At 70.6% G+C, this 25,221-nt stretch carries 29 protein-coding genes and 1 tRNA gene; 17 read left to right on the forward strand and 13 right to left on the reverse strand.

The genetic code is table 11. The features are described from left to right. Window positions 1-45: 45 nt before the first annotated feature. Entirely contained in the window at window positions 46-447 is a 402-nt protein-coding gene (locus A2790_RS06955) for an SRPBCC family protein (protein ID WP_293389192.1), read from the reverse strand. 213 nt (window positions 448-660) lie between these two features. Between A2790_RS06955 and A2790_RS06960 the strand changes: the two genes are divergently transcribed. Further along, window positions 661-975 (forward strand): helix-turn-helix transcriptional regulator, encoded by a 315-nt coding sequence (locus A2790_RS06960; protein WP_293389194.1) that lies wholly within the window; start codon window positions 661-663, stop codon window positions 973-975. On the opposite strand, the gene A2790_RS06965 is transcribed toward A2790_RS06960, so the two are convergent. Continuing rightward, the gene (locus tag A2790_RS06965) at window positions 972-1,304 is read right to left on the reverse strand and encodes a hypothetical protein (protein WP_293389196.1); all 333 of its coding nucleotides are present in this window, start codon (window positions 1,302-1,304) and stop codon (window positions 972-974) included. The two genes, A2790_RS06960 and A2790_RS06965, sit on opposite strands and share 4 nt — an antisense overlap. Before the next feature lie 34 nt (window positions 1,305-1,338). After that, the gene (phaR, locus tag A2790_RS06970) at window positions 1,339-1,968 is read right to left on the reverse strand and encodes a polyhydroxyalkanoate synthesis repressor PhaR (protein ID WP_293389198.1); all 630 of its coding nucleotides are present in this window, start codon (window positions 1,966-1,968) and stop codon (window positions 1,339-1,341) included. A gap of 174 nt (window positions 1,969-2,142) precedes the next feature. Between phaR and A2790_RS06975 the strand changes: the two genes are divergently transcribed. From A2790_RS06975 to A2790_RS06985, 3 genes are all read left to right on the forward strand, one after another. After that, window positions 2,143-3,318, forward strand: a complete 1,176-nt coding sequence (locus A2790_RS06975) for an acetyl-CoA C-acetyltransferase (protein WP_293389200.1) — start codon at window positions 2,143-2,145, stop codon at window positions 3,316-3,318. A 51-nt stretch (window positions 3,319-3,369) separates the two neighbouring features. Next, a complete protein-coding gene (gene phbB, locus A2790_RS06980) occupies window positions 3,370-4,095 on the forward strand; it encodes an acetoacetyl-CoA reductase (RefSeq protein ID WP_293389202.1) in 726 nt (241 codons plus the stop codon). A gap of 85 nt (window positions 4,096-4,180) precedes the next feature. After that, window positions 4,181-4,912, forward strand: coding sequence for a DUF4908 domain-containing protein (locus A2790_RS06985; protein WP_293389203.1), 732 nt, complete (start codon window positions 4,181-4,183; stop codon window positions 4,910-4,912). Window positions 4,913-4,940: 28 nt separating this feature from the next. On the opposite strand, the gene gloB is transcribed toward A2790_RS06985, so the two are convergent. Continuing rightward, a complete protein-coding gene (gene gloB / locus A2790_RS06990; RefSeq protein WP_293389204.1) occupies window positions 4,941-5,702 on the reverse strand; it encodes a hydroxyacylglutathione hydrolase in 762 nt (253 codons plus the stop codon). Window positions 5,703-5,773: 71 nt separating this feature from the next. Between gloB and A2790_RS06995 the strand changes: the two genes are divergently transcribed. From A2790_RS06995 to A2790_RS07005, 3 genes are read left to right on the forward strand one after another with little or no spacing between them, the layout of a single operon-like run. Next, window positions 5,774-6,562 (forward strand): methyltransferase domain-containing protein, encoded by a 789-nt coding sequence (locus A2790_RS06995; RefSeq protein WP_293389205.1) that lies wholly within the window; start codon window positions 5,774-5,776, stop codon window positions 6,560-6,562. A gap of 41 nt (window positions 6,563-6,603) precedes the next feature. Continuing rightward, entirely contained in the window at window positions 6,604-6,948 is a 345-nt protein-coding gene (locus A2790_RS07000; RefSeq protein ID WP_068878660.1) for a P-II family nitrogen regulator, read from the forward strand. 22 nt (window positions 6,949-6,970) lie between these two features. Beyond that, entirely contained in the window at window positions 6,971-7,720 is a 750-nt protein-coding gene (locus A2790_RS07005) for a hypothetical protein (protein ID WP_293389206.1), read from the forward strand. A gap of 2 nt (window positions 7,721-7,722) precedes the next feature. Here the strand turns inward: A2790_RS07005 and metW are convergent, their stop codons facing one another. Beyond that, the gene (gene metW / locus A2790_RS07010; protein WP_293389207.1) at window positions 7,723-8,436 is read right to left on the reverse strand and encodes a methionine biosynthesis protein MetW; all 714 of its coding nucleotides are present in this window, start codon (window positions 8,434-8,436) and stop codon (window positions 7,723-7,725) included. Then, a complete protein-coding gene (locus tag A2790_RS07015) occupies window positions 8,433-9,590 on the reverse strand; it encodes a homoserine O-acetyltransferase (RefSeq protein WP_293389208.1) in 1,158 nt (385 codons plus the stop codon). The genes metW and A2790_RS07015 overlap by 4 nt, the downstream gene beginning before the upstream one ends. 89 nt (window positions 9,591-9,679) lie before the next feature. Between A2790_RS07015 and A2790_RS07020 the strand changes: the two genes are divergently transcribed. From A2790_RS07020 to A2790_RS07040, 5 genes are all read left to right on the forward strand, one after another. Beyond that, window positions 9,680-10,171 carry a histidine phosphatase family protein gene (locus A2790_RS07020; RefSeq protein ID WP_293389209.1) on the forward strand — a complete coding sequence of 164 codons (492 nt, stop codon included), beginning with the start codon at window positions 9,680-9,682 and terminating at the stop codon, window positions 10,169-10,171. Between the two features lie 3 nt (window positions 10,172-10,174). After that, complete coding sequence (locus A2790_RS07025; RefSeq protein WP_293389210.1) at window positions 10,175-10,507, forward strand: DUF952 domain-containing protein; 333 nt, start codon at window positions 10,175-10,177, stop codon at window positions 10,505-10,507. Further along, window positions 10,504-11,547, forward strand: coding sequence for a quinone-dependent dihydroorotate dehydrogenase (locus A2790_RS07030; RefSeq protein ID WP_293389211.1), 1,044 nt, complete (start codon window positions 10,504-10,506; stop codon window positions 11,545-11,547). The genes A2790_RS07025 and A2790_RS07030 overlap by 4 nt, the downstream gene beginning before the upstream one ends. A gap of 61 nt (window positions 11,548-11,608) precedes the next feature. After that, window positions 11,609-13,084, forward strand: coding sequence for a HAMP domain-containing sensor histidine kinase (locus A2790_RS07035; RefSeq protein ID WP_293389212.1), 1,476 nt, complete (start codon window positions 11,609-11,611; stop codon window positions 13,082-13,084). A gap of 170 nt (window positions 13,085-13,254) precedes the next feature. Next, the gene (locus tag A2790_RS07040; protein WP_293389213.1) at window positions 13,255-13,764 is read left to right on the forward strand and encodes a hypothetical protein; all 510 of its coding nucleotides are present in this window, start codon (window positions 13,255-13,257) and stop codon (window positions 13,762-13,764) included. A 942-nt stretch (window positions 13,765-14,706) separates the two neighbouring features. Here the strand turns inward: A2790_RS07040 and A2790_RS07045 are convergent. Further along, window positions 14,707-16,416, reverse strand: coding sequence for a gamma-glutamyltransferase family protein (locus A2790_RS07045; protein WP_293389214.1), 1,710 nt, complete (start codon window positions 16,414-16,416; stop codon window positions 14,707-14,709). An 87-nt stretch (window positions 16,417-16,503) separates the two neighbouring features. On the opposite strand from A2790_RS07045, the gene A2790_RS07050 reads away from it, so the two are divergent. The 3 genes from A2790_RS07050 to A2790_RS07060 all read left to right on the forward strand — a co-directional run bounded on the left by A2790_RS07050 (window position 16,504) and on the right by A2790_RS07060 (window position 19,088). Then, on the forward strand, window positions 16,504-17,526 hold the full coding sequence (locus A2790_RS07050; RefSeq protein ID WP_293389215.1) for a P1 family peptidase: 1,023 nt from the start codon (window positions 16,504-16,506) through the stop codon (window positions 17,524-17,526). Between the two features lie 108 nt (window positions 17,527-17,634). Next, a complete protein-coding gene (locus A2790_RS07055; RefSeq protein WP_293389216.1) occupies window positions 17,635-18,915 on the forward strand; it encodes a hypothetical protein in 1,281 nt (426 codons plus the stop codon). A 96-nt stretch (window positions 18,916-19,011) separates the two neighbouring features. Beyond that, a tRNA-Arg gene (locus A2790_RS07060) sits at window positions 19,012-19,088 on the forward strand. A 42-nt stretch (window positions 19,089-19,130) separates the two neighbouring features. Here A2790_RS07060 and A2790_RS07065 read toward each other — a convergent pair. Next, the gene (locus tag A2790_RS07065) at window positions 19,131-19,949 is read right to left on the reverse strand and encodes a hypothetical protein (RefSeq protein WP_293389217.1); all 819 of its coding nucleotides are present in this window, start codon (window positions 19,947-19,949) and stop codon (window positions 19,131-19,133) included. A gap of 158 nt (window positions 19,950-20,107) precedes the next feature. Then, window positions 20,108-20,728 (reverse strand): glutathione S-transferase family protein, encoded by a 621-nt coding sequence (locus A2790_RS07070; RefSeq protein ID WP_293389219.1) that lies wholly within the window; start codon window positions 20,726-20,728, stop codon window positions 20,108-20,110. 403 nt (window positions 20,729-21,131) lie between these two features. On the opposite strand from A2790_RS07070, the gene A2790_RS07075 reads away from it, so the two are divergent. Next, entirely contained in the window at window positions 21,132-21,365 is a 234-nt protein-coding gene (locus A2790_RS07075) for a hypothetical protein (RefSeq protein ID WP_363080541.1), read from the forward strand. Then, window positions 21,362-21,922 (forward strand): hypothetical protein, encoded by a 561-nt coding sequence (locus A2790_RS07080; protein ID WP_293389221.1) that lies wholly within the window; start codon window positions 21,362-21,364, stop codon window positions 21,920-21,922. Before A2790_RS07075 ends, A2790_RS07080 begins: the two co-directional genes overlap by 4 nt. Before the next feature lie 922 nt (window positions 21,923-22,844). On the opposite strand, the gene A2790_RS07085 is transcribed toward A2790_RS07080, so the two are convergent. From A2790_RS07085 to A2790_RS07100, 4 genes are all read right to left on the reverse strand, one after another. Then, window positions 22,845-23,243: a hypothetical protein gene (locus A2790_RS07085; protein WP_293389222.1), complete on the reverse strand. Its 399-nt coding sequence runs from the start codon at window positions 23,241-23,243 to the stop codon at window positions 22,845-22,847. Between the two features lie 145 nt (window positions 23,244-23,388). Then, entirely contained in the window at window positions 23,389-24,081 is a 693-nt protein-coding gene (locus A2790_RS07090; RefSeq protein ID WP_293389223.1) for an EF-hand domain-containing protein, read from the reverse strand. Window positions 24,082-24,352: 271 nt separating this feature from the next. Further along, window positions 24,353-24,550, reverse strand: coding sequence for a hypothetical protein (locus A2790_RS07095; protein ID WP_293389224.1), 198 nt, complete (start codon window positions 24,548-24,550; stop codon window positions 24,353-24,355). A 47-nt stretch (window positions 24,551-24,597) separates the two neighbouring features. Next, window positions 24,598-25,194 (reverse strand): TetR/AcrR family transcriptional regulator, encoded by a 597-nt coding sequence (locus A2790_RS07100; RefSeq protein WP_293389225.1) that lies wholly within the window; start codon window positions 25,192-25,194, stop codon window positions 24,598-24,600. Between the last annotated feature and the right edge of the window lie 27 nt (window positions 25,195-25,221).

The raw sequence follows: 25,221 nt of genomic DNA on the forward strand, positions 1-25,221 counted from the left end.
TCTGGGGGAGGAGAAGTGAAGGATAGCCTCAGTCCCTAACAATCTCTAGGCTGGGACGCGTCCCAGCGTCCGTCCGGCCACGGCGATGCCCGCCGCCATCATCTCCTCCACCATCGGCGCGATCTCGTCCGGCAGGACGTCCGCGATCCAGGTCAAGCGGCTGCGCCCTGGGGCCGGCTCGGTCACCTGGAAGCTGGCCGAATGGTGGGTGAAACGCTCGGCCCGGACGGAATAGGCCAGGCGGCGGGCCTCGTGGTCGCAACCCAGGAACAGCTCCTTGACCACCATGCCATTGCCGAAGGTGACCATCCGGGCGCCCGGGATCAGCTCCACGTTCGTCACGAAGCCCGGGGCGAAACGGCGGTGCACCGCCCCGAAGTCCGCGACGGCGTCCCAGACGGCGTCGGCGGGGGCGTCGATCTCGACGGTCTTGATGATGGTGGTCATGGGCAGCTCCTTCTCCTGAGCTGCAATCTGGCGATCCCGGGCCGGGCGTGCTGGCGGGAATCGGCCAGGGTCACCGGGTCAGGTGAAGGCGCTCAGGATCATCGCCACGAGCGCGACATCGACGAAGCGGGAGAGGAAGAGCAGCATTTGCCGGTCCGTGGCAGCGGGTTACCAACACGGTTAAGCAAGTCCTGCGCCAACTTAGGTCCGCCCATGGCCCTCTTCTTCGACGCCCCCTGGTTCGACGGAAAACTCGAGGAGCGGGGCCTGTCGCGGACCGTGCTCGCGGCGGTCGCCGGCCTGAGCGAGCCCGAGCTCGCCCTGGTCTTCAAGGATCAGAGGGAACTTTCCGCCGGGCAGGTTTCGGCCTTCGCCGAACTTCTGGGCGTCACCGCCGCAGAGATCGCCAATCGGGCGGGGGTGTCCACGCCCACGCCGGCCGTTTCGGCGGAACAGAGGATCGCGGCGCTGGAGCGGCGGGTGGCGGCCCTGGAGGCAGAGGTCGCGCGGCTGCGCGGCGACGACTAGATGTCTTCGCGCGCCGCCCGGCCCTTGCGCGCGCGCCGGTCGTAGCTGCCCGACCATTCGGTGCGGTTGTAGGCGTGGCGGGCGTGGTCCAGCAGCGAGGCGCCGGCCCGCAGGCCCCGGCGCTCGCCGCCCTGGCCGATGATCTGGGCCGCGAACTCGGCATAGCCGCGCGGGCGCTCGTCACGGAAGCTGCGCGGCGGCTCCACCGGGCTTACCGGGACCGGCAGGTTGGACGCGCCGGCGGGCCGGCCCTGTTCGGTCCGGTCGGCTTCGGTCTTCGACGCTCTGCGCGCCGAGACCGCGCGCTGGATGCGGTCAATCCGGGACATCGTGTCGCACAACCTGCAAGACGCAGGCCGCAACTCAGCCTTTCGCCAGTTTGTCCAACTGAGCTTGCATCTCGGCCATCTGCTTGCGCAAGAGGGTTAACGCCTCATCCGAGCCGGCATCCCCTTTTGTCGCAGGGGCGGGGGCCGGTTCCTCGGCGCGCTGCGCGGTGGGCGCATAGGCGAACGGCGAGAACATCTTCATCGCCCGGTCGAAGAGCTGCAGGTTCTGGCGGATCTGATCTTCGTAGTTCGCGATCCCGCCGGCCTGGCCGAAGCTGGAGAGCTGGTTGCGCAGCCGCTCCTGCTGCTGGGTGAAGCTGGAGAGCGACAGCTCGAGGTAGCTGGGCAGGAAGGCCTGCATCGAATTGCCGTAGAAGCTGATCAGCTGGCGCAGGAACTGGATCGGCAGCAGGCTCTGCCCCTGGCTCTCTTCCTCGAAGATGATCTGGGTGAGGACGGTGCGTGTGATGTCCTCGTTGGTCTTGGCGTCGTAGACCACGAAATCGACGCCCTGCTTCACCATCTCGCTCAGATGCTCGAGGGTGACGTAGCTGGAGGAGGCGGTGTTGTAGAGACGCCGATTGGCGTACTTCTTGATGACGACGCGCTCGCCTCCGGCGGAACTTCCCTTGGCGTCGGCGCCGGTTCCCTGGGTGTCGGCCATCCCTAATCCTTCGTGCGGCCTGGCGATGACTCACCGGCCTTTCTGCACCGCAGTATCGCGGATGCGAGCCCATAAGCAAATGGCATCGCCAATTGCACGACCGGCCTTGCTCTCCCCCGGGGCGGGGTTGATAGATGAGCCCTGGATCGTCCCCAGGAAACCTCAGGATCCGCCATGAGCGACATCGTCATCGTCTCCGCCGCCCGCACGCCGGTGGGTTCTTTCAACGGCGCGCTGTCGAGCCTTCCCGCCCATGAACTGGGCCGGATCGCCATCCAGGCCGCGGTGGAGCGCGCGGGCATTTCCGCCAGCGACGTGGAAGAGGTGATCATGGGCCAGGTGCTGCAGGCCGGCGCCGGCCAGGGCCCGGCCCGCCAGGCGGCGGTCAATGCGGGGATCCCGGTGGAGAGCCCGGCCTGGAGCCTCAACCAGCTCTGCGGCTCCGGCCTGCGCGCCGTCGCCCTGGGCGCCCAGCAGATCGCCGAGGGTTCGGCCAAGATCGTCATCGCCGGCGGTCAGGAGAGCATGAGCCAGTCGCCCCACGCCCAGAACCTGCGCGGCGGCCAGAAGATGGGCGACCTGGCCTTCGTCGACACCATGATCAAGGACGGCCTGTGGGACGCCTTCCACGGCTATCACATGGGCCAGACCGCCGAGAACATCGCCGCCCGCTGGCAGATCACGCGCGAGGACCAGGACAAGTTCGCCGTCGCCTCGCAGAACCGCGCCGAGGCCGCCCAGAAGGCCGGGAAGTTCGACGGCGAGATCGCGCCGGTGACCATCAAGGGCCGCAAGGGCGACACGGTGGTCGACAAGGACGAATACATCCGCCACGGCGCCACGCTGGAAAGCGTCGCCGGCCTGCGCCCTGCTTTCACCAAGGATGGCTCGGTGACCGCGGCCAACGCCTCGGGCCTGAACGACGGCGCCGCGGCCCTGGTTCTGATGAGCGCCGACGAGGCGAAGAACCGCGGCCTGACACCCCTGGCCCGCATCGCCTCCTGGGCCCACGCCGGCGTCGACCCGGAGATCATGGGCACGGGGCCGATCCCGGCCAGCCGCAAGGCCCTGGAAAAGGCCGGCTGGAAGGTCTCGGACCTCGACCTGATCGAGTCGAACGAGGCCTTCGCGGCGCAGTCGCTCTGCGTGGTGCGCGAACTGGGCCTGGATCCGGACAAGGTGAACGTGAACGGCGGCGCCATCGCCATCGGCCACCCCATCGGCGCCTCGGGCGCCCGGATCCTGACCACCCTGCTGCACGAGATGAACCGCACCGATGCAACGAAGGGCCTGGCTACGCTTTGCGTCGGCGGCGGTATGGGTGTCGCAATGTGCGTGGAAAAGGTTTGATGCCGAACGCCTGAATCAACGGGCCACGGCGGATTAGGGAGAACGACGGGAATGGCCAGGGTTGCGCTGGTCACGGGTGGAACCCGTGGCATCGGTCGGGCGATCGTCGAACGCCTGAAGTCCGACGGGATGCTGGTGGCCGCGGGCTACTCCGGCAACGACGAGGCGGCGGCCGAGTGCGCCAAGAGCCTCGGCGTCATGGTCGTGAAGGGCAACGTCGGCAACTTCATGGACTGCAAGCATGCGGTCGAGAAGGTCGAGGCCGAGCTGGGACCGATCGACGTCCTGGTCAACAACGCCGGCATCACCCGCGACGGCGTTTTCCACAAGATGACCTCCGAGCAGTGGAGCGAGGTCATCCGCGTGAACATGGACTCGCTCTTCAACATGACCCGGCAGGTGATCGAGGGCATGCGCGAGCGCGGCTGGGGCCGGATCATCAACATCTCCTCGATCAACGGCCAGAAGGGCCAGATCGGCCAGACCAACTATTCGGCCGCCAAGGCCGGGGTGATCGGCTTCACCAAGGCGCTGGCGCTGGAGAACGCGCGCAAGGGCGTCACCGTCAACTGCGTGGCGCCGGGCTACATCGACACCGAGATGGTCCAGGCCGTGCCGCCCAAGGTGCTGGAGGGCATCATCGCCCAGATCCCGGCCGGCCGGCTCGGCAGCGGCGAGGAGATCGCCGACACGGTCTCGTTCCTGGCCGGCGAGCGGGCGGCCTATGTTACGGGAACCACTCTTTCACTGAACGGCGGTCAGTACCTGGTCGGGTGAAGGTCACGGCGACGTCCAAAAAGCGCCCCGATCAACAGGCATCTGCTAGCTTGGCATGACAGGTGAGCGGACGGCGTCGAGGGGGGTGATCTGCGCGGCGCTGCTTGGCGTGGCCGCCCTGGCGTTCGCGCACCCGGCGGAGGCCGGGCCCGTGGATCGCCTGCGGGAGGGCCTGTTCAAGCATCGCGGCGCCGAGGCGTCGCGCCCGCAGATCGCCCGCTACGTCTCCGAGGAAGGCCGCGTCTTCATCCTGGACCGCACCCAGCCGGTCCCGATGCTCAAGTTCGAGGACAGCCCGGAGGTGTGGGCCCTGGCGCCCAATCCCGCGCCCCGGGGCGACACCATCTACAAGAACGACCTGGGCGAACCGGTGCTGCGGGTCACGCGCCTGGGCGGGTTCACCCTCTTCACCGACCAGCGGCCCAGCGGCGAGGCGGTGTCGCTGGCCGGGGGCGGGGCGCCGCTGCGGCTGGCGCCCCTGAGCCCGCAGGCGGTCTTCGAACGGATGGCTCAGGCCTCCCTGCGCGCCAGCCGAGCCGCCCGCCGGCCAATGCTGTTCGAGGCCGAGGCCACGCCCGCCTCCTCGGCCCTGATCGCCGACGCCGCCGTCGTCACCAGCGTGGCCATCATCCGGCTGTCCCAGCGCAAGGACGGCCGGGCGCTGCTCAGCCGCGTCAACCGCGTGCGCTTCCAGGAGGGGCGCAAGCCTCAGGCGACTCTGAAGAACGGCGTCCTGACCATCGTGGTGACTCCGGCCGAGGGCCTCGCGGGGCGGCCGTCCTCCGACCGCATCATCAAGGTCGCGCGCGGAAAGTGACCGCGCCGCGCGGTGATCGGCGCGCGCGTCAGCCCCTGAAGTTGTCCTTGGCCTCGCGCACCGCGCCGAAGGCGAGGTGATCCGGCGCTCCGGCCGCCCCGACCTTGCCCGCCAGGAGCGGCGCGCGCAGGAACGGGTTGGTCGCCTTCTCCAGGCCGATGGTGGTGGGCACGGTCCACTCGTCGCGCTCGCGCGCCGCGAAGATCTCGTCCGCCCGCGCCTTCAGCGCAGGGCTGTCGTCGACGGACAGCGCGAAGCGGGCGTTCGAGGCCGTGTACTCGTGCGCGCAGTACACGGTGGTGTCGTCCGGCAGGGCCGCGAGGCGCTGCAGGCTCTCCCACATCTGTTCGGCCGTCCCCTCGAACAGGCGCCCGCAGCCCAGGGCGAACAGGGTGTCGCCCACGAAGGCGATCCGGTCCGCGGCGTCGAAATAGGCGATGTGGCCCAGGGTATGACCGCCGCTTTCGATCACCCGGAACCGGGTCTCGCCAAGGTCCACCGTGTCGCCGCCGGCGACTTCGCGGTCCAGCGGGGCGATGCGCGTCACCTCGGCGGGCCCCACGATGGTGCAGCCGGTGATCGCCTTGATGTCCGTGTTGCCGCCAGCATGGTCGGGGTGCCAGTGGGTGTTCAGGATCATGTCCAGCTCCCACCCCAGCGTCTCCAGCTCGCGCAGGATGGCAGCCGAGTCGGGCGTATCGATGCAGGCCGTCTTGCCGGTAGCCTCGTCGCGGACGAGGAATCCATAGTTGTCGGAGAGGCACGGAAACTGATGGACGGTCAGCGGCATGGCGAAACTCCCGATGGTCGCGCAACGATTTAGGCTGGTCGGCCGCTCCGGTCGAGCATAGCCATCCGCCCATGCGCCGCGACGTGCTCGAGCTTCGCCAGTTCTACGCCTCCGACCTGGGGCGGGCGGCGCGCGCCATGGTGGAGCGCAAGCTCGCCGAGGCCTGGGGCGACGTCGCGGGCCTGGACATCCTGGTGCAGGGCTATGCGACGCCGTTCGCCGCCGGCCTGCGGCCCCGGGCGCGCCGCGTCGTCGCCGCCATGCCGGCCCAGCAGGGGGTCGAGGTCTGGCCGGTCGACGGGCGCAACCTGGCGACCCTGACCCCCGAGGATAGCCTGCCGTTCCCCAACGCCCTGTTCGATCGGATCCTGGTGGTCCACGGCCTCGAGGAAAGCGCCGATCCGGTGGGCTTCCTGCGCGAGGTCTGGCGCGTGCTGGCGCCCTCGGGCCGCGCCATCGTCACCGTGGCCTCGCGCAACGGCCTGTGGGCCAACACCGAGAAGACCCCCTTCGGCCACGGCCGCCCCTACAGCCGCAGCCAGTTGGCCGAACTGCTGCGCGAGGCCGACCTGGAACCCTCTGGATGGACGCGCGCGCTCTATGTGCCCCCCGTCGGCTGGATGGCCCGCTGGGCCGAGGGCTTCGAACAGGCCGGCTCGCGCCTGTGGCCCGGCTTCGCGGGCTTGCTCCTGATGGAGGCGGTGAAACAGACCTTCGCCGTGAAACCCCAGGGCTCGCGCGTGCGGGTCCGCAATGCGCGGCCCCTGCTGGCCCCCGCGCCCGGGGCGGCGCCGGTTTCTCGGGCGCCTGACGCTCCCATCCTGCGAGACCGCTTGGCGCCGCCGCGGCGAAGGTCTTAGCTGTATCCAGGATTCGAGTTCCATCGGAGGCGTCGGGGCGCATGAAACTGATCATCGCGGTCATCAAGCCCAGCCGCCTGGACGCCGTGCTGGATGCGGTCACCGAGGCGGGCGCGTCCGGCCTCACCGTGACCGAGGTCCGCGGCTATGGCCGCCAGCGGGGCAAGACCGAGGTCTACCGCGGCGCCGAGTACGAGGTGAAGCTGCTGCCCAAGGTGAAGCTGGAAATCGCCGTGCCGTCCGACATCGTCGAGCCGGTGGTCGAGGCGATCCAGCAGGCGGCCAACACCAACAAGATCGGCGATGGCAAGATCTTCGTCCTCGACCTGGAGCGGGCCTTGCGCATCCGCACGGGCGAAGAGGACGCCGCCGCCATCGCGGGCTGACCGCAAACCCCGGGAGCCTCCCATGAAGGCCGGGCTCCTCGCCATCGTCCTCACCGTCCTGACCGCCGCCCCCGCCGCGGCGGCCGACCTGACCGCGGCTACGGCGGTCGAGGCCCTCGTGCGTCACGTCTGCTTCAGCCGCACCTGGTGGGGCGACCCTTATGTGCGTCTCGGCCAGACGGTGACCGTCGACCTGCGGATCGAGGGCCGGTTCGCCTACATGTGGAGCGAGGACATGCGCGCCGTCCCGCGCGTCCGCCGCTGGGCCGACAGCTACGCGGTGGTGGGCCGCTCGGCCGGGCCGGTGGTGGTGCAGCGCTCGGGCTACAACATCGAGCTCTTGCGGGGCGACCCGGCCTACGAGCGCGAGCGCCGCCGGGTCTACGCCGCCCAGCCCCAGCGGATGCGCGTCGACCTGCCCGCCACCTGCGATCCCAAGTTCGACCCCGAGGGACCGGTAAAGGCCGAGATAAAGGCGCTGGTCGCCAGCAGCCTCTCAACCGCCCTTGCCACCTGGGGCCGGCGCGCGCCGCGGGGCGGGGTGCGAATGACCCTCGCCAACTTCAACACCGACTATCCGGAAACGTTCGCCTGGCGCCACGACACGGGCGAGGTGCTGCGCATCGGCCTGATTTCGGGCGACCCGATGAGCTACACCGGCGGCGCCTACAAGCGCTACGTGGTCACCCCCGTCGCCCGCGGCCCGGTGGCCATCCAGCTCCGCCGCCTCATCCAGCGCTACGGCGAAACGCGCGTCGTGGCGGTGCGCTGACTTTAGCGCCGGCGCTTCCTCCTCGCCGCCGGCGCCTCGACCTTCGGCGTTTCCAACTCGCCGAACAGGTTCTGCTGCGCGCGCACGCTTGGGGCCGCCTCCGGCTCCGCCTTGCGGCTCAGCAGGAAGAGGGCGGTCTCGGCGCGCCAGTTCTCGATCGGCTGGCGCGGGTCGATGGGCCGGGCGGGGTGGCCTTCGGCCAGGGCCGCGCAGGCGTCGATGCGCAGTTCAAGTTCGTCGCAGAGCACGGTGAAGTCGCGCAGGGTGCAGAGGTGGATGTTCGGTGTCGACCACCAGGGCTCGGGCAGGGCGCCGGTCTCGGGCATCCGGCCGCGCGACAAGAGCGCCCAGCGCACCTTCCAGTGGCCGAAGTTGGGGACCGACACCACCGCCTGGTCGGCGATCCGCAGCAGCTCGGACAGCACGTGCCGCGGCTCGCGCATCTGCTGCAGGGTCTTGGACAGGATGGCGTAGTCGAAGGCGCGGGTGGGGAAGTGGTCGAGATCCCGGTCGCCGTCGCCCTGCACCACGGCGAGGCCGCGCGCCAGGCCCGCGGCCACCCCCTCGGGGCTGATCTCCAGCCCCTGGCCGTCGACGCCCTTCTCGCGGGTCAGCAGCTCCAAGAGCTCGCCGTCCTCGCAGCCGATGTCGAGCACGCGGGCGCCGGGCCGGACCAGCTTCAGGATCTCGGCGAAATCCTCGCGGATGGCGGTCAAGGAAGCCCTCGCGCCTGGGCCTGCGCCGCCAGGAAGCCGCGCAGGGTCTGGTCCAGCAGCGGCTCGTCCAGGAAGAAGGCGTCGTGGCCCTTGTCGGTCTGGATCTCGGCGAAGCTGGCCCGGCAGCCGGCCCCGTTCAGCGCCCGGACGATGTCGCGGCTCTCCGGCGTCGGATACAGCCAGTCGGAGGAGAAGCTGAGCACGCAGAACTTCACGTGCCGCGCCTTCACGAACGCCTCGGCCAGCACCCCGCCGTACTGGGCGGCCAGGTCGAAGTAGTCCAGCGCCCGGGTGATGTAGAGATAGCTGTTGGCGTCGAAGCGGTCGACGAAACTGGTCCCCTGGTGGCGCAGGTAGCTCTCCACCTGGAAGTCGGCGTCGAAGCCCCACGACAGGCCGTCGCGCTGCAGCTCGCGCCCGAACTTCCGCTGCAGGGCCGCCTCGGACAGATAGGTGATGTGCGCGGCCATCCGCGCCACGGCCAGCCCCTTCTCCGGCCGCACGCCGGCGGCGAGATAGGCGCCCTGATGCCAGTTGGGATCGGCCATGATCGCCTGGCGCCCCACCTCGTGGAAGGCGATGTTTTGGGCCGAATGGCGCGCGGCCGCGGCGATCACCACCGCCGAAAACAGCTTCTCCGGATAGTCCGCCGCCCACTGCAGCACCTGCATCCCGCCCATGGACCCGCCGATGGCCGCGAACAGGGTCTCGATACCCAGGGCCTCGATCAGCATCGCCTGGGCCCGCACCATGTCGCCGATGGTGATCACCGGGAATTTCAGGCCGTACGGCGCGTTGGTCGCCGGATCCAGCGAGGCCGGCCCCGTGCTGCCCATGCAGCCGCCGATCACGTTGGTGCAGATGATGAAATGCCGCTCGGGGTCCAGCACGAGGCCGGGTCCGACGAACCGGTCCCACCAGCCCGGCTTGCCCGTCACCGGGTGCGTGGAGGCCAGGTGCTGGTCGCCGGTCAGGGCGTGGCAGACCAGCACGGCGTTGGACTTGTCCGCGTTCAGCCGGCCATAGGTCTTGTAGCCGATCTCCAGCGGAGCCAGCTTGGCGCCGGAGTCCAGGCGCAGCGGTTGGCTCGCCGGGAACCGCCAGGTCCCGCCGCCGATCTCGATCCCCGCCGTGATGGGGGCCTGCGCCGTCATGGCCGCGTTGGACCGCCTCGCCCGTGCGGTGTCAATGGCTTGCAGCCGGGCGCGCCTAGGCTATGGAGGGTATGGGTAAGGGAGCGTCCATGGATCGGCTGATCCTCCTGCGGCACGGCAAGGCCGAAGCCGATTCAGACAGCGGCGAGGATTTCGACCGGCGGCTGGCCCCGCGCGGCATCCGCGAGTCGGCCGAGATGGCCGCCCAACTCGCCGATATGGGCTTTCGGCCGGACGTGGCCCTGGTCTCGCCCGCGGCCCGCACCCGCGGCACCTGGGAAAGCGCCGGCCCGGCCTTCCCGGGCGCCGAGACCCGGCTGGACGACCAGCTCTACCACGCCGATTCCGGCACCATCCGCCGCGCCGCCCAGGCGGCGGGCCAAAGCTGCGCCACCGTCATGGTCGTGGGCCACAATCCGGGCCTGCAGGAACTGACGATCCAGCTGCTGATCGAGGGCTCGGCCCCGGCCAGCCTAGTCGCGCGCGCCCAGCGCCATTTTCCCCCGGCGGCGGCGGCGGTGTTCCTGTTCGATTCGAACGGCCGCCCCCACTTCGACGGCCTGTTCTTCCCGGAGCGCTGAGCCGTGCGCATCTACAAGATCCTGCCGCGCGCCGAGTGGAAGCTGGCGCAGACGGCCGGCCGCTTCGACGGCTCGGCGGTCGACCGCCAGGACGGCTACATCCACTTCTCCACCGCCGCCCAGGCGCCGGAGACCGCCCGCCGCCACTTCGCCGGGCAAGCCGACCTGGTGGTCCTGGAAATCGAAGCCGAGGACCTGGGGGAGGCCCTGCGTTGGGAACCGTCGCGCGGCGGCGACCTGTTCCCGCACCTCTACGGCCCCCTGGCCGCAACCGACGTGTTGCGGGTCCACGACGCCCCGCTGGATCCGGACGGCGTCCCGGTCACGCCCCGATGAAGGACCTGCACGGCCTCGCCACCTACGCCCTGCGCAACCTCGACCCCGAGGACGCGCACACCCTGGCCATCAAGGGCCTGAAGCTGGGCCTGGGCCCGCGCGCCCCGGCCGACGATCCCATCCTGGCCACCGACCTGGCCGGCCTGACACTGCCCAACCCGGTCGGCCTCGCCCCCGGGTTCGACAAGAACGCCGAGGTGTTCGGCCCCATGCTGCGGGCCGGCTTCGGCTTCGTGGAATGCGGCACCGTCACCCCGCTGCCCCAGGCCGGCAATCCGCGGCCGCGCCTGTTCCGGCTGTGGCAGGATCGGGCCGTGATCAACCGCATGGGCTTCAACAACGAGGGGCTGGAGCCCTTCGCCGCGCGCCTCGCCCATCGCGGTCGCGGCGTGGTCGGCGCCAACCTGGGCGCCAACAAGGATTCCGAGGACCGCCTGGCTGACTACACCACGGGCCTGCGCCGGCTGTGGGGCATGGCGTCCTACTTCACCATCAACATCTCCTCGCCCAACACCCCCGGCCTGCGCGCGCTGCAGACCAAGGCCTCGCTGGACGAACTGCTGGGCCGGCTGATGGACACGGCCGATTCCCTGCCCCAGGGCGTGGCCGTCCCCATGTTTCTCAAGGTCGCGCCCGACCTGGAGGACGCCGAGATCGAGGCCATCGCCGACAGCGTGGCCGACCACGGCCTGGCCGGCGTCATCGTCTCCAACACCACCATCAGCCGCCCGCCGCTGAAGTCCCGCCACCGGGACGAGCCCGGCGGCCTCTCCGGCGCCCCCCTGACCGCGCTCTCCACCCGCGTGCTGGGCCAGTTCCGCGAGGCGGGGGCCGGACGGTTCCTGCTGATCGGCGCGGGCGGCATCGCCTCGGGCGCCGACGCCTACGCCAAGCTGCGCGCCGGCGCGGCAGCGGTGCAGCTCTATTCGGCGCTGGCCTACGAGGGGCCGGGCCTGGTCGTGCGCATCAAGCGCGACCTCGCGGCCCGGCTGCGCGCGGACGGCTTCGGCTCGGTGGCGGAGGCGGTCGGGGCGCGATAGCCTCGCCATCCCGGGCCCTTACGTTGCCGCAGCGGCTCCGCTGCACTAATTCGGGAGGACAATGGCGGACGCACCGACCGAAGCTCCCGAGCGGAACCGGCGCCGCCTCTTCTGGCCCGGCGGCCTCTCCGCGCGCCTCCTGGTCCTCACCGTCGTCTTCGCGGCCCTGGGCGGAACCCTCGCCATCCCCCCCGCCATGGCCGCCTATGAGCAGCAGTGGCTGCTGGACCGGGTGCGCGCCGCCGAGCTCGCCTCCCTCGCGCCCGAGGTCGCCCCCGACCGCGTGGTCTCCGAACAGCTCAAGACCCAGCTCCTCGAAGGCGCGGGGGTCGAGATCGTGGCGGTCTCCATCGACGGCGCCCGCTCGCTGGTGTTCTCCGCCGGCCGGCCCAGCCGCGCGCCCTATCTGGTGGACCTGCGCCCCCGCGCCGCGGGCCTGGCCCTGTTCGCCCCGTTCCAGACCCTGCTGGGCGACGGCGGCCGCGTGCGGGTCATGGCCGAGCCGCGCTTCCGCAAGGAGGCCGACTTCATCGAGTTCGTCGCCACCGACACCGAGCTGAAGCGCGCCCTGGCCAGCTACCTCTGGCGCCTGGTGGCGATCGTGGCCGGGGTGGCGGCGCTGGCGGGCGTGATCGTCTTCTTCGCCCTGAACCTCTTCCTCGTGCGGCCCATGCAGCGGATCACCTTCGCCATGGAACGGTTCCGCGCCGACCCCGAGGACCCCGCCGCCCAGATCCAGCTCTCCGGACGCCGGGACGAGATCGGCCGCGCCGAGGCCGAACTCGACCGCATGCAGGCCGACCTGCGCGCCGCGCTCAATTCCCGCGCCCGGCTGGCCGCGCTGGGCGAGGCGGTCGCCAAGATCAACCACGACCTCAAGAACATGCTCACCAGCGCCCAGCTCGCCTCCGAGCGCCTGGCCGCCTCCAACGACCCCAAGGTCAGCCAGGCCCTGCCGCGCCTCGAACGGGCCCTGGACCGTGCGGTGAAGCTGGCCGCCGACGTGTTGGTCTACGGCAAGACCGAGGAGGCCGCGCCCGAGACCCAGACGGTCAACCTCGCCGACGCGCTCAAGGAAGCCGCCGCCGAGGCTCGGCTGGCGGACGCGCGGGTGAAGCTGGTGTCCCGCATCACCGGCGCCGACCAGGTGATCGCCGACCCGGACCAGCTGCACCGCATCCTGGTCAACCTGCTGCGCAACGCCCGCCAGGCTATCGAGCACCAGGAGGGCCGCACGGCGCCCGGCCGGGTCGAGGTCTCCATGGAGGCCCAGGCCGGCGCCAGCCTCATCCGCATCTCCGACGACGGCCCGGGCGTGCCGATGCGCATGCGCGAACGCCTGTTCCAGCCCTTCGCCGGCTCCGGCCGCCCGGACTCCACCGGCCTCGGTCTCGCCATCGCCCGCGAACTGGCCCAGGGCCACGGCGGCGACCTCACCCTCTCCGTCACCGGCGACCAGGGCACGGTGTTCGAACTGCGGTTGCCGGGCGCTCCACCGCCGAAGGCGCGGGCGCGGCGGGCGAAGGCGGAGGGATAGGCCACGACGGTGGGCCAGCTGGTGCCCACCCACTCCAAAGCTCGTCATCCTCCGGCTTGCCCCGAGGACCCACCCCTTGACGGCGCGGTCGTGCGGCTATGGGCAAGAGCATTGGCCTTGTTGGCCGGAACAAAATAAGTACATCTCGTCTGAGTGAGTGGAGAACTCTTGTGACCGCCCCAAACGCGACCACTGACCCCGGCTTCTTCGACGGCCGATACATGGTCGAAATAACCGATTGGAACTGGGGGCTTCATGTGGGCCTCAGCCACGACACCACGCCTGTCGAGTATCGATTCCAGGGCGGCCTTGCCTATGCGCGAAGTATCGAGATGGCGGCGCGGGTGAGGGCGCCGAGCACCCACCGTGGCAAGCTGATGCGCATCTGGATCTCGCCCTTCGGACCCGAGGTCTCCTTCGGCTCGGATGGATTGGATGACGTCGGGCGGTTCTATGAGCGCTCGGGCGATGCGTACGGATCGGATTTCGAGCTGTCGCTTCATCTGCCAGAAAGCGCACTCGGTCCGGCGGTGACCTGCCTGAGTTCGGTCTGGAAGTATCTGGACATCTGGACCGTTGACGACCCTAAAGACCGGGCAAGCGTCACCGCATTCAGCTTCTCCGCTTCGATCCACCCCAACCTGATCGATTGGGCCGGAGAACCGCTGGAGGCGCGCTAATTGGCCTTTCCTCACCAACCACCGATGCGGCCCGCGGTGTCCAATGATGGGAAGCCCACCTCACCAGATCGCTGACAATGCGCACGTCGCCTGGACGCTGACGCACGACATATGGCGATGTCCTTAGGTCGCGGCTGACTGCCGCAAATCCGATCATCACTCTGGGCCTGGATTTCACATTGCTTGCGATCAGAGCCGCCGGCTCCTGGCGGACTATTGGGGACATCGCGAAACAATGGACCGCTTGGGAACGGGAATGTGCCGAACGGTGGCGGCAACGGAGGGCGGGGGAGGCGGCCGTGACAGCCGACGCAGTTTTCGTCCGCCGCGTGGGGTGCAACCTGACGGGCCTCACTTGCAGGCGCCTTCTGAGAGCGGGTGGCATCTTGAGGTCGGCTTGCAGCGTCAAGGGAAGGGCCACTTCGCGAAAAGAAGGTGTCGTATCTCTGCGCGGCCGCGTCTTGCCGTTCGTTCTCGATGTCGGCTGGAGATCGCAGATACCAACGTCTTAGCGCCTCACCTTCCAGGCGTGCGGGATCGATTTGGCCATAGGCCATGCATGCTCTCCTCACAGGGATTGATCCGTGAGCCACAGCCGCGCGGGTGCGCGCAGCGGTGGCTCCGCTACGGCGGATGGACTGGGAGTGCGTGGCTCTGGCTGGCGGCGCCTTGTCCGCTCAGCGGCGGGTGGCGGAGTGCAGTGATCTACGCGAGGAAATCATCTCACGGTCGTTGCGGGTAGTCAAGAACAAAAAGCGAACATGCGTCACTCGTCATAGCCCGGCTTGCCCCGGCGGACCTATCCCCGGCTGCCAAACCGGGCGAGCGGGGCGCTGCGCCGCCGGCTGCGCGCTCGCCGTGGGGAGGGATGGATCCCCGGGGACAAGCGCGATGATGACGAGCAAATCGGGGGAGGAGAGAGGTGGAGGGGAAAGAGCCTTCCTACGGCGCCTTCGCCACGCCCTCGCGACGCGGATCGGCGCCGCCGCGCAGGCCTTGCGGCGTGACCTCGATCCCGTGCAGGCCCGAGCCTTCCGCGCCGAAGCCCGAGGTCAGCTTGATGCCCCGGGCCTCCAGCCCCGCCGTCAGCTCGGGCGAGAACTTGTCCACCTCGGCGGCGTAGAAGCTGCCGCCGGCGATCAGGTTGGGCAGGTTGATGGCCTCCTGCACCGGCAGCTTCCAGTCCAGCATGCCGACCAGGGCCTTGAGGTTGTAGGCCAGGATCGAGGGGCCGCCGGGCGAGCCCACCGCCGCCACGAACCGCCGGTCCTTGTCCAGCACGATGGCCGGGGCCATGGACGAGCGGGGCCGCTTGCCGCCGGCCACGGCGTTGGCCGCCGGGGCGCCGTCGCGGTCCTCCGGGCTGAACGAGAAGTCGGTGAGCTGGTTGTTCAGGAAGAAGCCATGCACCATCCGGCCCGAGCCGAAGGTGCTCTCCACCGTGGTGGTCATGGAGGCCACGTTGCCCCACCGGTCGACCACCACGAGGTGGGTGGTGCCCGAGACCTCCTGGGTGCGGTCGGGCGCGCGAACGCCGGCGCCCCGGGGCTTGCCGGGCGGCACGCTGGCGGCGGGGGAGGGGCCGATCAGCCGCGCCCGCTCGGCCAGGTAAGCGGGGTCCAGCAGGCCCTGCACCGGCACGTCCACGAAGTCGGGGTCGGCGATGTAGCGGTCGCGGTCGGCGTACATCAGCCGGCTGGCCTGGCTGAACAGGTACCAGCCCTCGACGCTGTTGGGGTGCTTGGCGATCTCGGTGTGCTCGAGGATGCCCAGGGCCTCCAGCACCGCCGGCCCGCCCGACGGCGCGCCCGGCGTGCAGACGAGATAGGCGCGGTAGGGGCGGCAGAGCGCGGCCTCGGCCTTGGGGCGATAGGCCTTGAGATCGTCCAGGCTGAGCTCGCCGGGGTTCGGCCCCGCCTTCACCTTGGCGACGATGGCCTGCGCGATCTCGCCCTCCAGCAGGGCCTTGGGGCCCTCGGCGGCGATCTTGCGCACCGTGGCGGCGTAGGCGGGGTTGCGGACCGTGTCGCCGGGCTGGATCTTCGTCCCGTCCGGCTTGGTGAAATAGGCGACGGCGTCGGGCGTCGCGGCCTGGGGGGCGCGGCCCGAGGCGGCGGCGGCCATCCGGCGCGGGGCGGGGAAGCCCTGGTCGGCCAGTCGCTCGGCCTCGCCGAACAGGTCCTTCCAGGCCAGCTTGCCGTGCTGGGACTGCGCCAGGGCCAGCATGGCCACCGCGCCCGGCGCGCCGGTGGAGCGGCCCGAGAGGATGGCGGCGGTCCGGTTCATCGGCTTGCCGTCCTCGCCGTAGAACAGCTTCGGGGTCGCCGCCTTCGGCGCCGTCTCGCGGCCGTTGTAGGCGGTCACCTGCTTCGTCCGGGCGTCGTAGTAGGTGAGGAAGGCGCCGCCGCCGAGGCCCGAGCTCTGCGGCTCCACCAGGCCCAGGGTCGCCTGCACCGCCACCGCCGCGTCCACGGCCGTGCCGCCGGCGCGCAGCACCTTCAGCCCGGCCTCCACCGCCATGGGATTGGCCGCGGCCACCATGGCCCGGGGCGCGCCCGCGGGCGGCGTTTCGGACACCGCCGGCTGCGGCGTGGCGCAGGCGGACACGAAGGCGGCCAGCGCGAGGGCGGCGAAAGGCGACTTGAACTTCACGGGACGGGCGCGCTCCTGAACAACGGACTTGACCATAGCGGGCCGGCCGCGTGGACAACAAACGCCCGGACGTGCGACGTCCCTCCTATGGACGGAAAGAGCCCAGGTCCAGGCCCGCGCAACCTGATCACCGACGTTCCCGGCCTAAGGGTTGGGCAGGCGCAGGACGTCGGCGTCCGCACCGGCGTGACCGTGATCCTGCCCGACGCGCGCGCCGTCTGCGCCGCCGACGTGCGTGGCGGGGCGCCCGGCACCCGCGAGACCGACGCCCTCGCGCCCGAGAACCTCGTCGACGCCGTGGACGCGGTCGTGCTGTCCGGCGGCTCGGTCTATGGCCTGGCCGCCGCCGACGGCGTGGTGGCCTGGCTGGGCGCCCGGGGGCGGGGCTTCGGCCTCGTCGAGGGCATTCCCAAGTCGCCCGTCGTGCCGGGGGCGATCCTGTTCGACATGGCCAACGGCGGCGACAAGGGCTGGGGCGAGGAGCCGCCCTATCGCGAGCTCGGCCGGCGCGCCGTCGCCGCGGCGGGCCTCGACGTCGAGCTGGGCACGGCGGGCTGCGGCTACGGGGCCATGGCCGGGGGCCTCAAGGGCGGCGTGGGCTCGGCCTCGGCGGTGATGGCCGACGGCTACACGGTGGGCGCGATCGTCGGCGTCAACAGCTGGGGCTCGGTGATCGCCCCCGGCGGCCGCACCTTCTGGGCCGCGCCGTTCGAGCTGGAGGACGAGTTCGGCGGCCTGGGCTCCGCAGGCCTGCGCGCCGGACCCGACGAATGGGGCTCGGCCAAGCGCCCGGCGGAACAGCGCAACACCACCATCGCCTGCGTGGCCACCGACGCCGTCCTGACGCCCGCCCAGGCCAAGCGGGTCGCCGTCATGGCCCAGGACGGCTTCGCCCGCGCCATCCGGCCCGTCCACGCCCCGTTCGACGGCGACGTGGTGTTCGCGATCTCCACGGGCGTGCGGCCGCTGGCCGAGCCGGCGCCCTACGCCCTGGCCCGCCTGGGGGCCCTGGCGGCCGACTGCCTGGCCCGCGCCGTGGCCCGGGGGGTATTTGAAGCCAAGCCGTGGCCGGGGGCGTATGTTCCCTGCTGGCGCGACCTGGCGGACTGAACGGCGGCTTTCGTCGCAAATCCGCAGCGGGGTCCGCCAGAAAAGCGGATTTCACTTTCGCCGTTCGCGGACTAGCGTTCGGCCGGGTTTGTTCAGGGGAGATTTTCCATGGGTCCGGGACCTAAGCTGGCGCTGCTCGCCGGCGCCGCCGCCATCGCCATCACCACCGTCGCCTCGACGGCGCTCGCCCAGCAGAAGGTCACCGGGCCGGTCGCCGTCTACTGGATGAGCGCCCAGACCCAGACCGGCTTCGGCATGCCCGCCATGGGCGGGGGCGGCGGCCGACCGGACACCGGGGCCATGATGCGCGCCATGATGGGCGGGGGCGGGGCCTCCAAGACGCTGCAGCTCCAGCTCGGCTCGGGCCAGACCAACCCCGCGCCCGCCGCCGACCACCTGCCGCCCTCGGGTCTGCAGGCCGGCCCGGCCCTGCCGCTGCTGACGCCCAAGCCGGTGCAGACCGAGCGGCCCGAGCGCTACGACAACGTCCCGCAGGAGTACCAGAAGCCCAAGGGCAAGATGCTGATCTTCTGGGGCTGCGGCGAGCGCGCCCGCCCGGGCCAGCCCTATGTCATCGACTTCGCCAAGATGGCCTCAGGCCAGCAGAACCCGGCCAACCTCTTCAAGGGCATCGACTACCGCCCGATGCAGCCGCCGTCGGTCCAGCGCAACCGCACCTACGGCGAGTGGCCGAACGAGAAGACCCGCGACATGGTCCCCTCCAACGGCTCGCTGGTGGGCGCCCACACGATCCGCGGCAACTACAGCCCCGAGATCAACTTCACGCTCGAGGAAGACCAGGACTTCCTCGGCCCCATCAACCTGACCACCAACGCCAAGGCCCCGGGCGGCTGGGTGAACCTCGGCTGGAACCTGGTCGGCAACGCCCAGGCCTATTACGCCAGCGCCATGGGCGGCGACGGCGACACGGTGGTCATGTGGACCTCGTCCGAGACCCAGGCCGCCGGCTTCTCCAACCCCGACTTCCTCAGCCAGTCCGACATCAACCGCCTGGTGGCCAACAAGACCCTGATGGGCCCCACCCAGAAGACCTGCGCCGTGCCCAAGGAGGTGCTGGACGCCGCCCCCAGCGCCATCGCCCAGCTCGTGGCCTACGGCGGCGAGGCCAACTTCGTCTATCCGCCCCGCCCGCAGGATCCCAAGGTGACCTGGAACCAGCAGTGGGCGGTCAAGGTCCGCTACCGCTCGGCCACCGGCGGCATCCTCGGCCAGGAGATGCCGAACATGAGCGGCGGCGGCCGCGGCGGCCGGGCCGGCATGCCCGGCGCCCCCGCCCCGCAGCAACAGCAGCAGCCGCCCAAGCCCCCCAGCGCTTCCGACATCCTGCGCCAGGGCATCCTCGGCGGCCTGCCGTTCCCCCGCCGCTAGGGCTGAGGACGCGGGCCTGGAAAAAATCGGCGGGACGGGGACTTGCGCTCCGTCCCGCCCCCGACTAGGTTCCGCGCCCTCGCCGAGAGGCAATGCGCGCCCGTAGCTCAGCTGGATAGAGCATCAGACTACGAATCTGAGGGTCGGACGTTCGAATCGTTCCGGGCGCGCCATTTCTTCCCTGCCGACCTCCCGGAGCCCGGGTGGTCCGGCGGTCAGAACACCCACTTCCCTTCCTTCAGGCTCGCGGGCGCCTCGTCCCCGTCCGCCGGGCCGTCCTCCGGATGTTCGCGCCGCAGTTCGCCCGTGCGGCTGTCGCGCAGATAGGCGACCACCTTGCGCGTCCCGTCCGGCTGGGGCTCCACCTTGAAGTGGCGGACGGTCCAGACCACCGGCCCCGCCTGCTGGGCCGGCGAGGCGGCCTCCCGCTCCAGCGTCGTCTCCGCCTCCACCGGCCGGTGCCGCCCGAACCGCGCCGGCGCCAGCCCCGCCGCCGTCCAGCGCAGCTGCCTCAGCTTCACCTCGGTGGCATAGGCCGTCGCCGGCGTCACCGCCGAGGCGATCTCCCAGCCCAGGTCGCAGAACTGCTCGGCCTGCACCCCGCGCGCCCGCGCCACCCGTTCGGCGAATTCGGGATACCGCGCCCGCCACAGCGCCACCGTCGACTGCGACGGCATCGCCGGGTCGCGGCAGATGGCGCTCATCGACTCGCCCAGCGACAGCCGCGCGAAGATCTCCATCGCCGTCGCCTCGCAATAGGACGAGCGCCGCCCGCCGCCCCGCTCATGGTCCCACCCGCCCAGGGTCTGCGCCCGCGCCAGCGCCCGGCCGAACCGCCCGTGCGCCTTCGCCCAGGCGGTCACCGTTCCGCGGTTGGGCATGTCCGCCTCTGAACAGATCCGCTGGATCGTCTCCCCCGCCGCCACTCGCCGGCAGATCGCCCGCCCCAGCTCGGCCGAAAACCGCACCCCCGTCCGCCCATGCCGCCGCGACGGCGCCTCCGCGGCCGCGGCCGCCACCACCACCTCATCCACGGGTCCACCCCTGATGTCCGGAAAACGAAAAGGGCCCCGCCACGCCGCCAGGCGCAGATCGAGACCCTGACCGAACCTTCTCAGAAACGCGCGCGAATGTCAAGAACAAAAAGAGAACGACAGCCGCGGCCGGAAAGGCGCTCCGGCCGCGGCCGCAACTAGGCCGGGACCGCGGCCGGGACGTCCTGGTGGTAGGGGCAGAGGGGCCGGGCCTGCAGCCGTTCCACATAGGCGGTCAGATGCGGCAGGTCCTCGGCCATCCCCTGCCACACGCCCCAGCAGGCCGCATAGCCGGTGAAGATGTCGGTCAGCGAGAACCGGTCGTCCACCAGCCAGTCCCGGTCCTTCAGATGAGCGTCCAGCACCGCCAGGCCCCGCTTCGCCGCCGCCTCGTTCTGGGGAAACACCGCCGGCAGCCGCTCGTCCTCCGGCAGGATGAACATGTTGCGGGCGGTATGCCAGAGGAACGCCTCGATCTCCGACAGCGTGAACGCCACCCACTGGTCGTGCAGCGCCCGCGCCCACGTGCCCGAGGGCGCCAGAAGCCCCGCCTCCGGATGGCTGTCGGCCAGCCAGTTGCAGATGGCGGCCGACTCGAACAGCGGCCGCCCCCCATCGCGCAGCGCCGGCAGCTTGCTCAGCGGATGGATCTGCGCCAGCTCCGGCATCTCGAACACCTCCCTCCCCGCGATGCTCTCGAACGGCACGCCCAGCTCCAGCAGCGTCCAGCGCGCACGGGCCGAACGGGTCGGCTGCAACTCATAAAGGGTGATCGACATCGGGGCGGTCCTCGAAACCGCGGCCCCCATCGGGCCGCAGGCAAAGGACGAACCGGCCGCGCCCCGGCCGACACTTTTGCGCGCCGTCGGTGTCAGACCGCGGCCACCTAAAACTTAGTCACCCGCACACCGCGCAGTTCACCCGCTTGCACTCATAGCTTGACCATGCAGAATGGCTGCGGGGAAGGGCGTGAATCCAGCAGGATCGCGGCCGGTGTGTTCGGGGGAGTACATGAAGTTCCATCTAGTCGCGGCGGTCGTCGCCGCCGGCGCAAGCCTGTCCGCTTGCGCGACGATTACGCGCGGCCAGCACGAGGCCTGAGAGGTGCAAACCACGCCACCGGGCGCCAGCGTCAAGACCTCGTTGGGCGACTCTTGCGCGTCTACGCCGTGTTCGATCCGCATGAAGCGCGAGGCGGAGTTCTCGGCCGAGATCACCAAGCCGGGCTATGAGCCGGTCAAGGTCTCGGTCACGCATACGACCGCGGGCGCCGGCGGCGCCGGGATGGCCGGAAACTTGATCCTGGGCGGCGTGATCGGGGCTGTCATCGACGCGAACACCGGCGCCACTCAGCGCCTCACACCCAATCCTGTCATCGTGACGCTTGAACCTCGAAAAGGCGAGACCGCCCAATGAATATCCTGCGCCATTCCCATGCCGCCGCCGCCGTGGCCGCGATGCTCCTCCTCGCCGGGTGCGCGTCCGGCGGTCGCTCCACGCAGATGATCGCGCCCGTCGCTTCCGCCCAGGACCAGGTGCAGTCTGGACAGCCGGGGTTCCAGGCGGTCACGGTCGCCCCGAGCCAAGGTGGATCGGCGACCAATCCCCTCTGGATGTCGAACGTCTCCGCCGACCAGTTCGACGCTGCGCTGAAGGCGTCCCTGCAAGGCGCCGGCTTCCTCGCGCCCGACGGGTCTCCGGGCCAGGTCCGCGTCTCCGCCCGCCTGATCGAACTCGAGCGCCCGCTGGCCGGCCTGGATCTGACCGTCAAGTCCCGCGTGCATTACAGCGTGGTCGAGGTGGCCACCTCCAAGACCTTGATGGACGAGCCGATCGCGGCCAGCGGTACGGCCAAGATGAGCGAGGCGCTCATCGCGGTGGAACGGCTGAGGCTGGCGAACGAAGCCACGGTGCGCGCCAATATCCAGGCCTTCATCACCCGTCTGCGCGGCGTGCTCGCAGGGGCCGACTGAGCATTCGGCCGGGGCCGGGCGCGTCGGGCGCTTGAAAGGGCGGGCTAGCGCCCGATCTTTGCGTGCCCCCGTGCCGCGAGGGCGAATAAACTCGGCGGTCACTCCGCCTCCCGCCGTCCTGTCGCGAAGACGAGGGGGGGAGGCGACCGCGAGGCGGTGCAGGGGGCCTCAGGCACGCCCCACGGTGAGCGCGCCAAAGACGGCCCTCCCGGCGCGCGCTCACGCTCGCTACAACCTCTGCCATGAGCCTCCGCTAGATTCCCCCCGAGATGGGCCTCCGCTGGCTGCGTCAGCGGCCGCCAAGGCCGTCGCACCGATGAGCTTCCCAACCTTGATGGCCGAATGCGACCCGCCCGTCCCCTCGCCAAGTAAGTGGAAGCCCTCCCCGCCGCGAAGGCTCTGACCCACGAAGTGGGCCCCGCCTCCCCCTTAAGTCCCGTCGTCGCCGCCTTCCTCGGCTCCGAGTTCGAGGCTGCCCGCGCCCTGTTCGAAGCGGACAGGGCTCGAGCTTCCGATGCGTCGCCGATCATTCATGACGCACGGTCGCGCGTTGCGCGACTGAAGGTCGAAGCTGAGCGTGTTCATGCACGAGCGGTGATCGATGAAACGCGCGATGACACCGGCCGCACTGTGAGGCGATTTTACGGGACGGACCTATACGGTGTGCGGCTGATTTTGGAGTCGCGTGGCGCGGGCGTCGGGGGGCCTCGTCCGCCGCGCAACGCGGAGTATGGCCTGGGACGTGAACCACTGTTCCGCCGTACCCCATACGCGTGTCGCGGACTGTTAGCGGGATCGGTCAGGCGCTGACCCGGGGCGGCGTCCGACACCCCACTCCAAGGGGCTGCTGGGTCCAGCCGGCAGGAATTCGGTGTCGGAGGCGTCGAGCCCCGCCTTGCGAGCAAGGCGGGGCTCTGGCCGGCTAGCGGCGGCGGCCGTAGCCCTGACCGTATTCATTGTAGAGGGCGGCCCGCATGTCGGCGATCAGCGCCCGGTGGCGGTCGTCCAGCTCGAGCCGTTCGCGGCGAGTCAGGCCGCCTGCGCGGTAGCGGTTTTCGAGCCGGGCGAACTCATGCACCTCGGCCCGCAGCCTGGCGGCTTCGCGAGGCCTGAGTTCGCCATTGCGCAGGCCGGACTCGATCCGGCGTTCCGCAGTCTCGACGCGCTCGCTGGTGCGCCAGCGGCGTTGCTCGTGACGGTCGTGGTCACGGTAGCCGGATTGTTCGTACCGATCGTGGTCGCGATACGGCTGTGCGGCGACGGGACCAGCGACCGCCGTGAGGGCGGCCGCGGCGGCCAGGGTGGCGATGATGGTCTTCATCTGTTGTCTCCAGTTCTGATCGGCTGTGGCCGACCTTGTGACCGGATAAGACCATGCGCCGCCTGACAGCCCTCTGAGCCGCGCGGTCGGCTCCCGTTCATCGCAGCGAAACGGCCGGACCGGCGGGCGGTCCGGCCGCGGGGCTTCAGGCGGTCACGGTGGCCTGGGGCTGTCGGCCCTCGCCGCGGGCCGCCTGGAAGGCGTCGAGCGCAGCGGTCAGCTCGGCGGCGCCCAGCAGGCCGTCGCCGTCGGCGTCCAGACCGCCGAAGGCGCCGGCAAGGTCCGACCCCGCGTCGAGTTCCAACTGCGACTGGATTTCGGCCAGGCTGAGCGCGCCGTCGCTGTCGGCGTCGACCTCGTCGATCAGGCGCGAGGCGACGGCGGCGCTCGGCGGCGGACCGCGGCGTTCGGGCCGGTTGGCCTCCAGGCCGGCCGAGAGCTCCTCGGAACTGAGCTTGCCGTCGTCGTCGGTATCGAGGTTCGAGACCGCAGCCGATAGCTCCTCGGAGGCCTCGGCGCCCAGGGCGGTCTGGATCTCCTCCACGCCGAGCGCGCCGTCGGTGTCGCTGTCGGCATTCTCGATGAGCTGGGCGGCCAGGTCGCCCGCATCCGAGGATTCCTGGACCCCCAGCAGGCTGCCCAGGGTGTTGGCGGCGAACTGTTGGGCGCCGCCGCCGGGGGGCGGGCCGGGCGGAGGTCCGGACGGGGGACCGCCCGCGCCTTTGGGGCCGGTGGGCTTTTCCGGCCCATCCGTCGCACTCGTCTGCTGGAGGAGGGTGGCCAGGACGCGTTGCGCCTGGGACCCTCCGCTGGTCGCGGACGTCGTCGATATCTGCACTGTCGTTGCCTCGCTGTGGTCACTGGGACGCCCTGGCGCGCGCCGTTCGACGCGGCCGGGACAGGCCTGGACCTGCAAGACGAGCAGCAGGCGGGCGGCGGTCCGATTGTTTCATGGCGCAATGTCCGAATGAAACGATCCGGACATGGAACAGGCTGCGGCGGCGCAGGATGCGCAAAAAGCAGCCTGGGCCGAAATAATCGTCGGCGCGACGATAGTCATCCGGGCTTCGGTCGTGGGCAGTTATTTCCCACGGCGCGTCGGCGATTTCCTACGAGGGCCTGACCTGGTCGCGGAACTTCTCTTCCTCGCGCTGGTAGGTGTCGGGATGGTCGTACTCGGCGCGGGTGGCGCGCTCGGTGATAGGGTCGTTGGCGCGGTTGCGCCGCTTGTACTGGGTCATTCCCCAGACCAGGGCGGCCAGAAGCACCAGTGCGCCGAGGCCCCAGAGGATTTCAGGTGTAAGCATGGCGATCTCCTTGCTGGATCAATCGCCTGAGGGGCCGGGGGTTCCGATCAGCCGATCACGCGGCGCACCGCCGTCTCGATCACCGCCTGGGCGCGCTCGGGAGTCAGGCCCTGGTCGCGGCGCAGGCGCGACCAAGCCTCGTAGCTGAGCAGCAGGTCCAGCGCCTCCAGCTTCATGGGGTCGCCCGCGACCTCGGGCGGCAGCTCGCGCTCCAGGATGGCGCGCAGTTCGCGGACGAGGCGGGCGTAGTCCGAACCGATGAACCTGGAGCGGTGGCGCACCGCCTCGGCGGCCCGGCGAAAGGGCGCGATGGTCTCGAACGCCCGCGCGCGGCGGGCGACGAGCTCGACCGCCCGCTCGGGCCCCGGTCCGCTCTGGAACGGCTGCTCGATAATGGCCCGCAGCTCGGCCTCGATGACCAAGGACATCTCGCGGTAGAGGCTGTCCATGTCCTGGAAGTGACGGAAGACGGTGCGCAGGCCGACGTCCGCGCGGGCCGCCACCCGCTCGGCGCTGGGGGCGACCTCGTCGGCGCGGACCATCTCGATCATCGCCGCGACGATGCGGGCCCGATTGTCCATGCCGCGCCGGCGGCGGCCGTCGGCGACCTCGGTCGGGGCTTTGGCCTTGGCAGCGGTGCTCATGCCCTCATCTCGCCCGTGTCAGCCGGC

It is taken from the genome of Phenylobacterium sp. RIFCSPHIGHO2_01_FULL_69_31 (assembly GCF_001824475.1).
GTDB lineage: Bacteria > Pseudomonadota > Alphaproteobacteria > Caulobacterales > Caulobacteraceae > Phenylobacterium.

Excerpts from the sequence above, each read along its gene's own strand:
- A2790_RS06960 (WP_293389194.1), top strand. The coding sequence starts at position 661 with ATGGCCCTCTTCTTCGACGCCCCCTGGTTCGACGGAAAACTCGAGGAG.
- A2790_RS07100 (WP_293389225.1), bottom strand. The coding sequence starts at position 25,194 with ATGAGCACCGCTGCCAAGGCCAAAGCCCCGACCGAGGTCGCCGACGGC.
- phbB (WP_293389202.1), top strand. The coding sequence starts at position 3,370 with ATGGCCAGGGTTGCGCTGGTCACGGGTGGAACCCGTGGCATCGGTCGG.
- A2790_RS07030 (WP_293389211.1), top strand. The coding sequence starts at position 10,504 with ATGAAGGACCTGCACGGCCTCGCCACCTACGCCCTGCGCAACCTCGAC.
- A2790_RS06955 (WP_293389192.1), bottom strand. The coding sequence starts at position 447 with ATGACCACCATCATCAAGACCGTCGAGATCGACGCCCCCGCCGACGCC.
- gloB (WP_293389204.1), bottom strand. The coding sequence starts at position 5,702 with ATGCCGCTGACCGTCCATCAGTTTCCGTGCCTCTCCGACAACTATGGA.
- A2790_RS06995 (WP_293389205.1), top strand. The coding sequence starts at position 5,774 with ATGCGCCGCGACGTGCTCGAGCTTCGCCAGTTCTACGCCTCCGACCTG.
- A2790_RS07080 (WP_293389221.1), top strand. The coding sequence starts at position 21,362 with ATGAATATCCTGCGCCATTCCCATGCCGCCGCCGCCGTGGCCGCGATG.
- A2790_RS07050 (WP_293389215.1), top strand. The coding sequence starts at position 16,504 with ATGGACGGAAAGAGCCCAGGTCCAGGCCCGCGCAACCTGATCACCGAC.
- A2790_RS07095 (WP_293389224.1), bottom strand. The coding sequence starts at position 24,550 with ATGCTTACACCTGAAATCCTCTGGGGCCTCGGCGCACTGGTGCTTCTG.
- A2790_RS07085 (WP_293389222.1), bottom strand. The coding sequence starts at position 23,243 with ATGAAGACCATCATCGCCACCCTGGCCGCCGCGGCCGCCCTCACGGCG.
- A2790_RS06965 (WP_293389196.1), bottom strand. The coding sequence starts at position 1,304 with ATGTCCCGGATTGACCGCATCCAGCGCGCGGTCTCGGCGCGCAGAGCG.
- A2790_RS06975 (WP_293389200.1), top strand. The coding sequence starts at position 2,143 with ATGAGCGACATCGTCATCGTCTCCGCCGCCCGCACGCCGGTGGGTTCT.
- A2790_RS07070 (WP_293389219.1), bottom strand. The coding sequence starts at position 20,728 with ATGTCGATCACCCTTTATGAGTTGCAGCCGACCCGTTCGGCCCGTGCG.
- A2790_RS07020 (WP_293389209.1), top strand. The coding sequence starts at position 9,680 with ATGGATCGGCTGATCCTCCTGCGGCACGGCAAGGCCGAAGCCGATTCA.
- A2790_RS07015 (WP_293389208.1), bottom strand. The coding sequence starts at position 9,590 with ATGACGGCGCAGGCCCCCATCACGGCGGGGATCGAGATCGGCGGCGGG.
- phaR (WP_293389198.1), bottom strand. The coding sequence starts at position 1,968 with ATGGCCGACACCCAGGGAACCGGCGCCGACGCCAAGGGAAGTTCCGCC.
- A2790_RS07000 (WP_068878660.1), top strand. The coding sequence starts at position 6,604 with ATGAAACTGATCATCGCGGTCATCAAGCCCAGCCGCCTGGACGCCGTG.
- A2790_RS07055 (WP_293389216.1), top strand. The coding sequence starts at position 17,635 with ATGGGTCCGGGACCTAAGCTGGCGCTGCTCGCCGGCGCCGCCGCCATC.
- A2790_RS07075 (WP_363080541.1), top strand. The coding sequence starts at position 21,132 with ATGAAGCGCGAGGCGGAGTTCTCGGCCGAGATCACCAAGCCGGGCTAT.
- A2790_RS07005 (WP_293389206.1), top strand. The coding sequence starts at position 6,971 with ATGAAGGCCGGGCTCCTCGCCATCGTCCTCACCGTCCTGACCGCCGCC.
- A2790_RS07035 (WP_293389212.1), top strand. The coding sequence starts at position 11,609 with ATGGCGGACGCACCGACCGAAGCTCCCGAGCGGAACCGGCGCCGCCTC.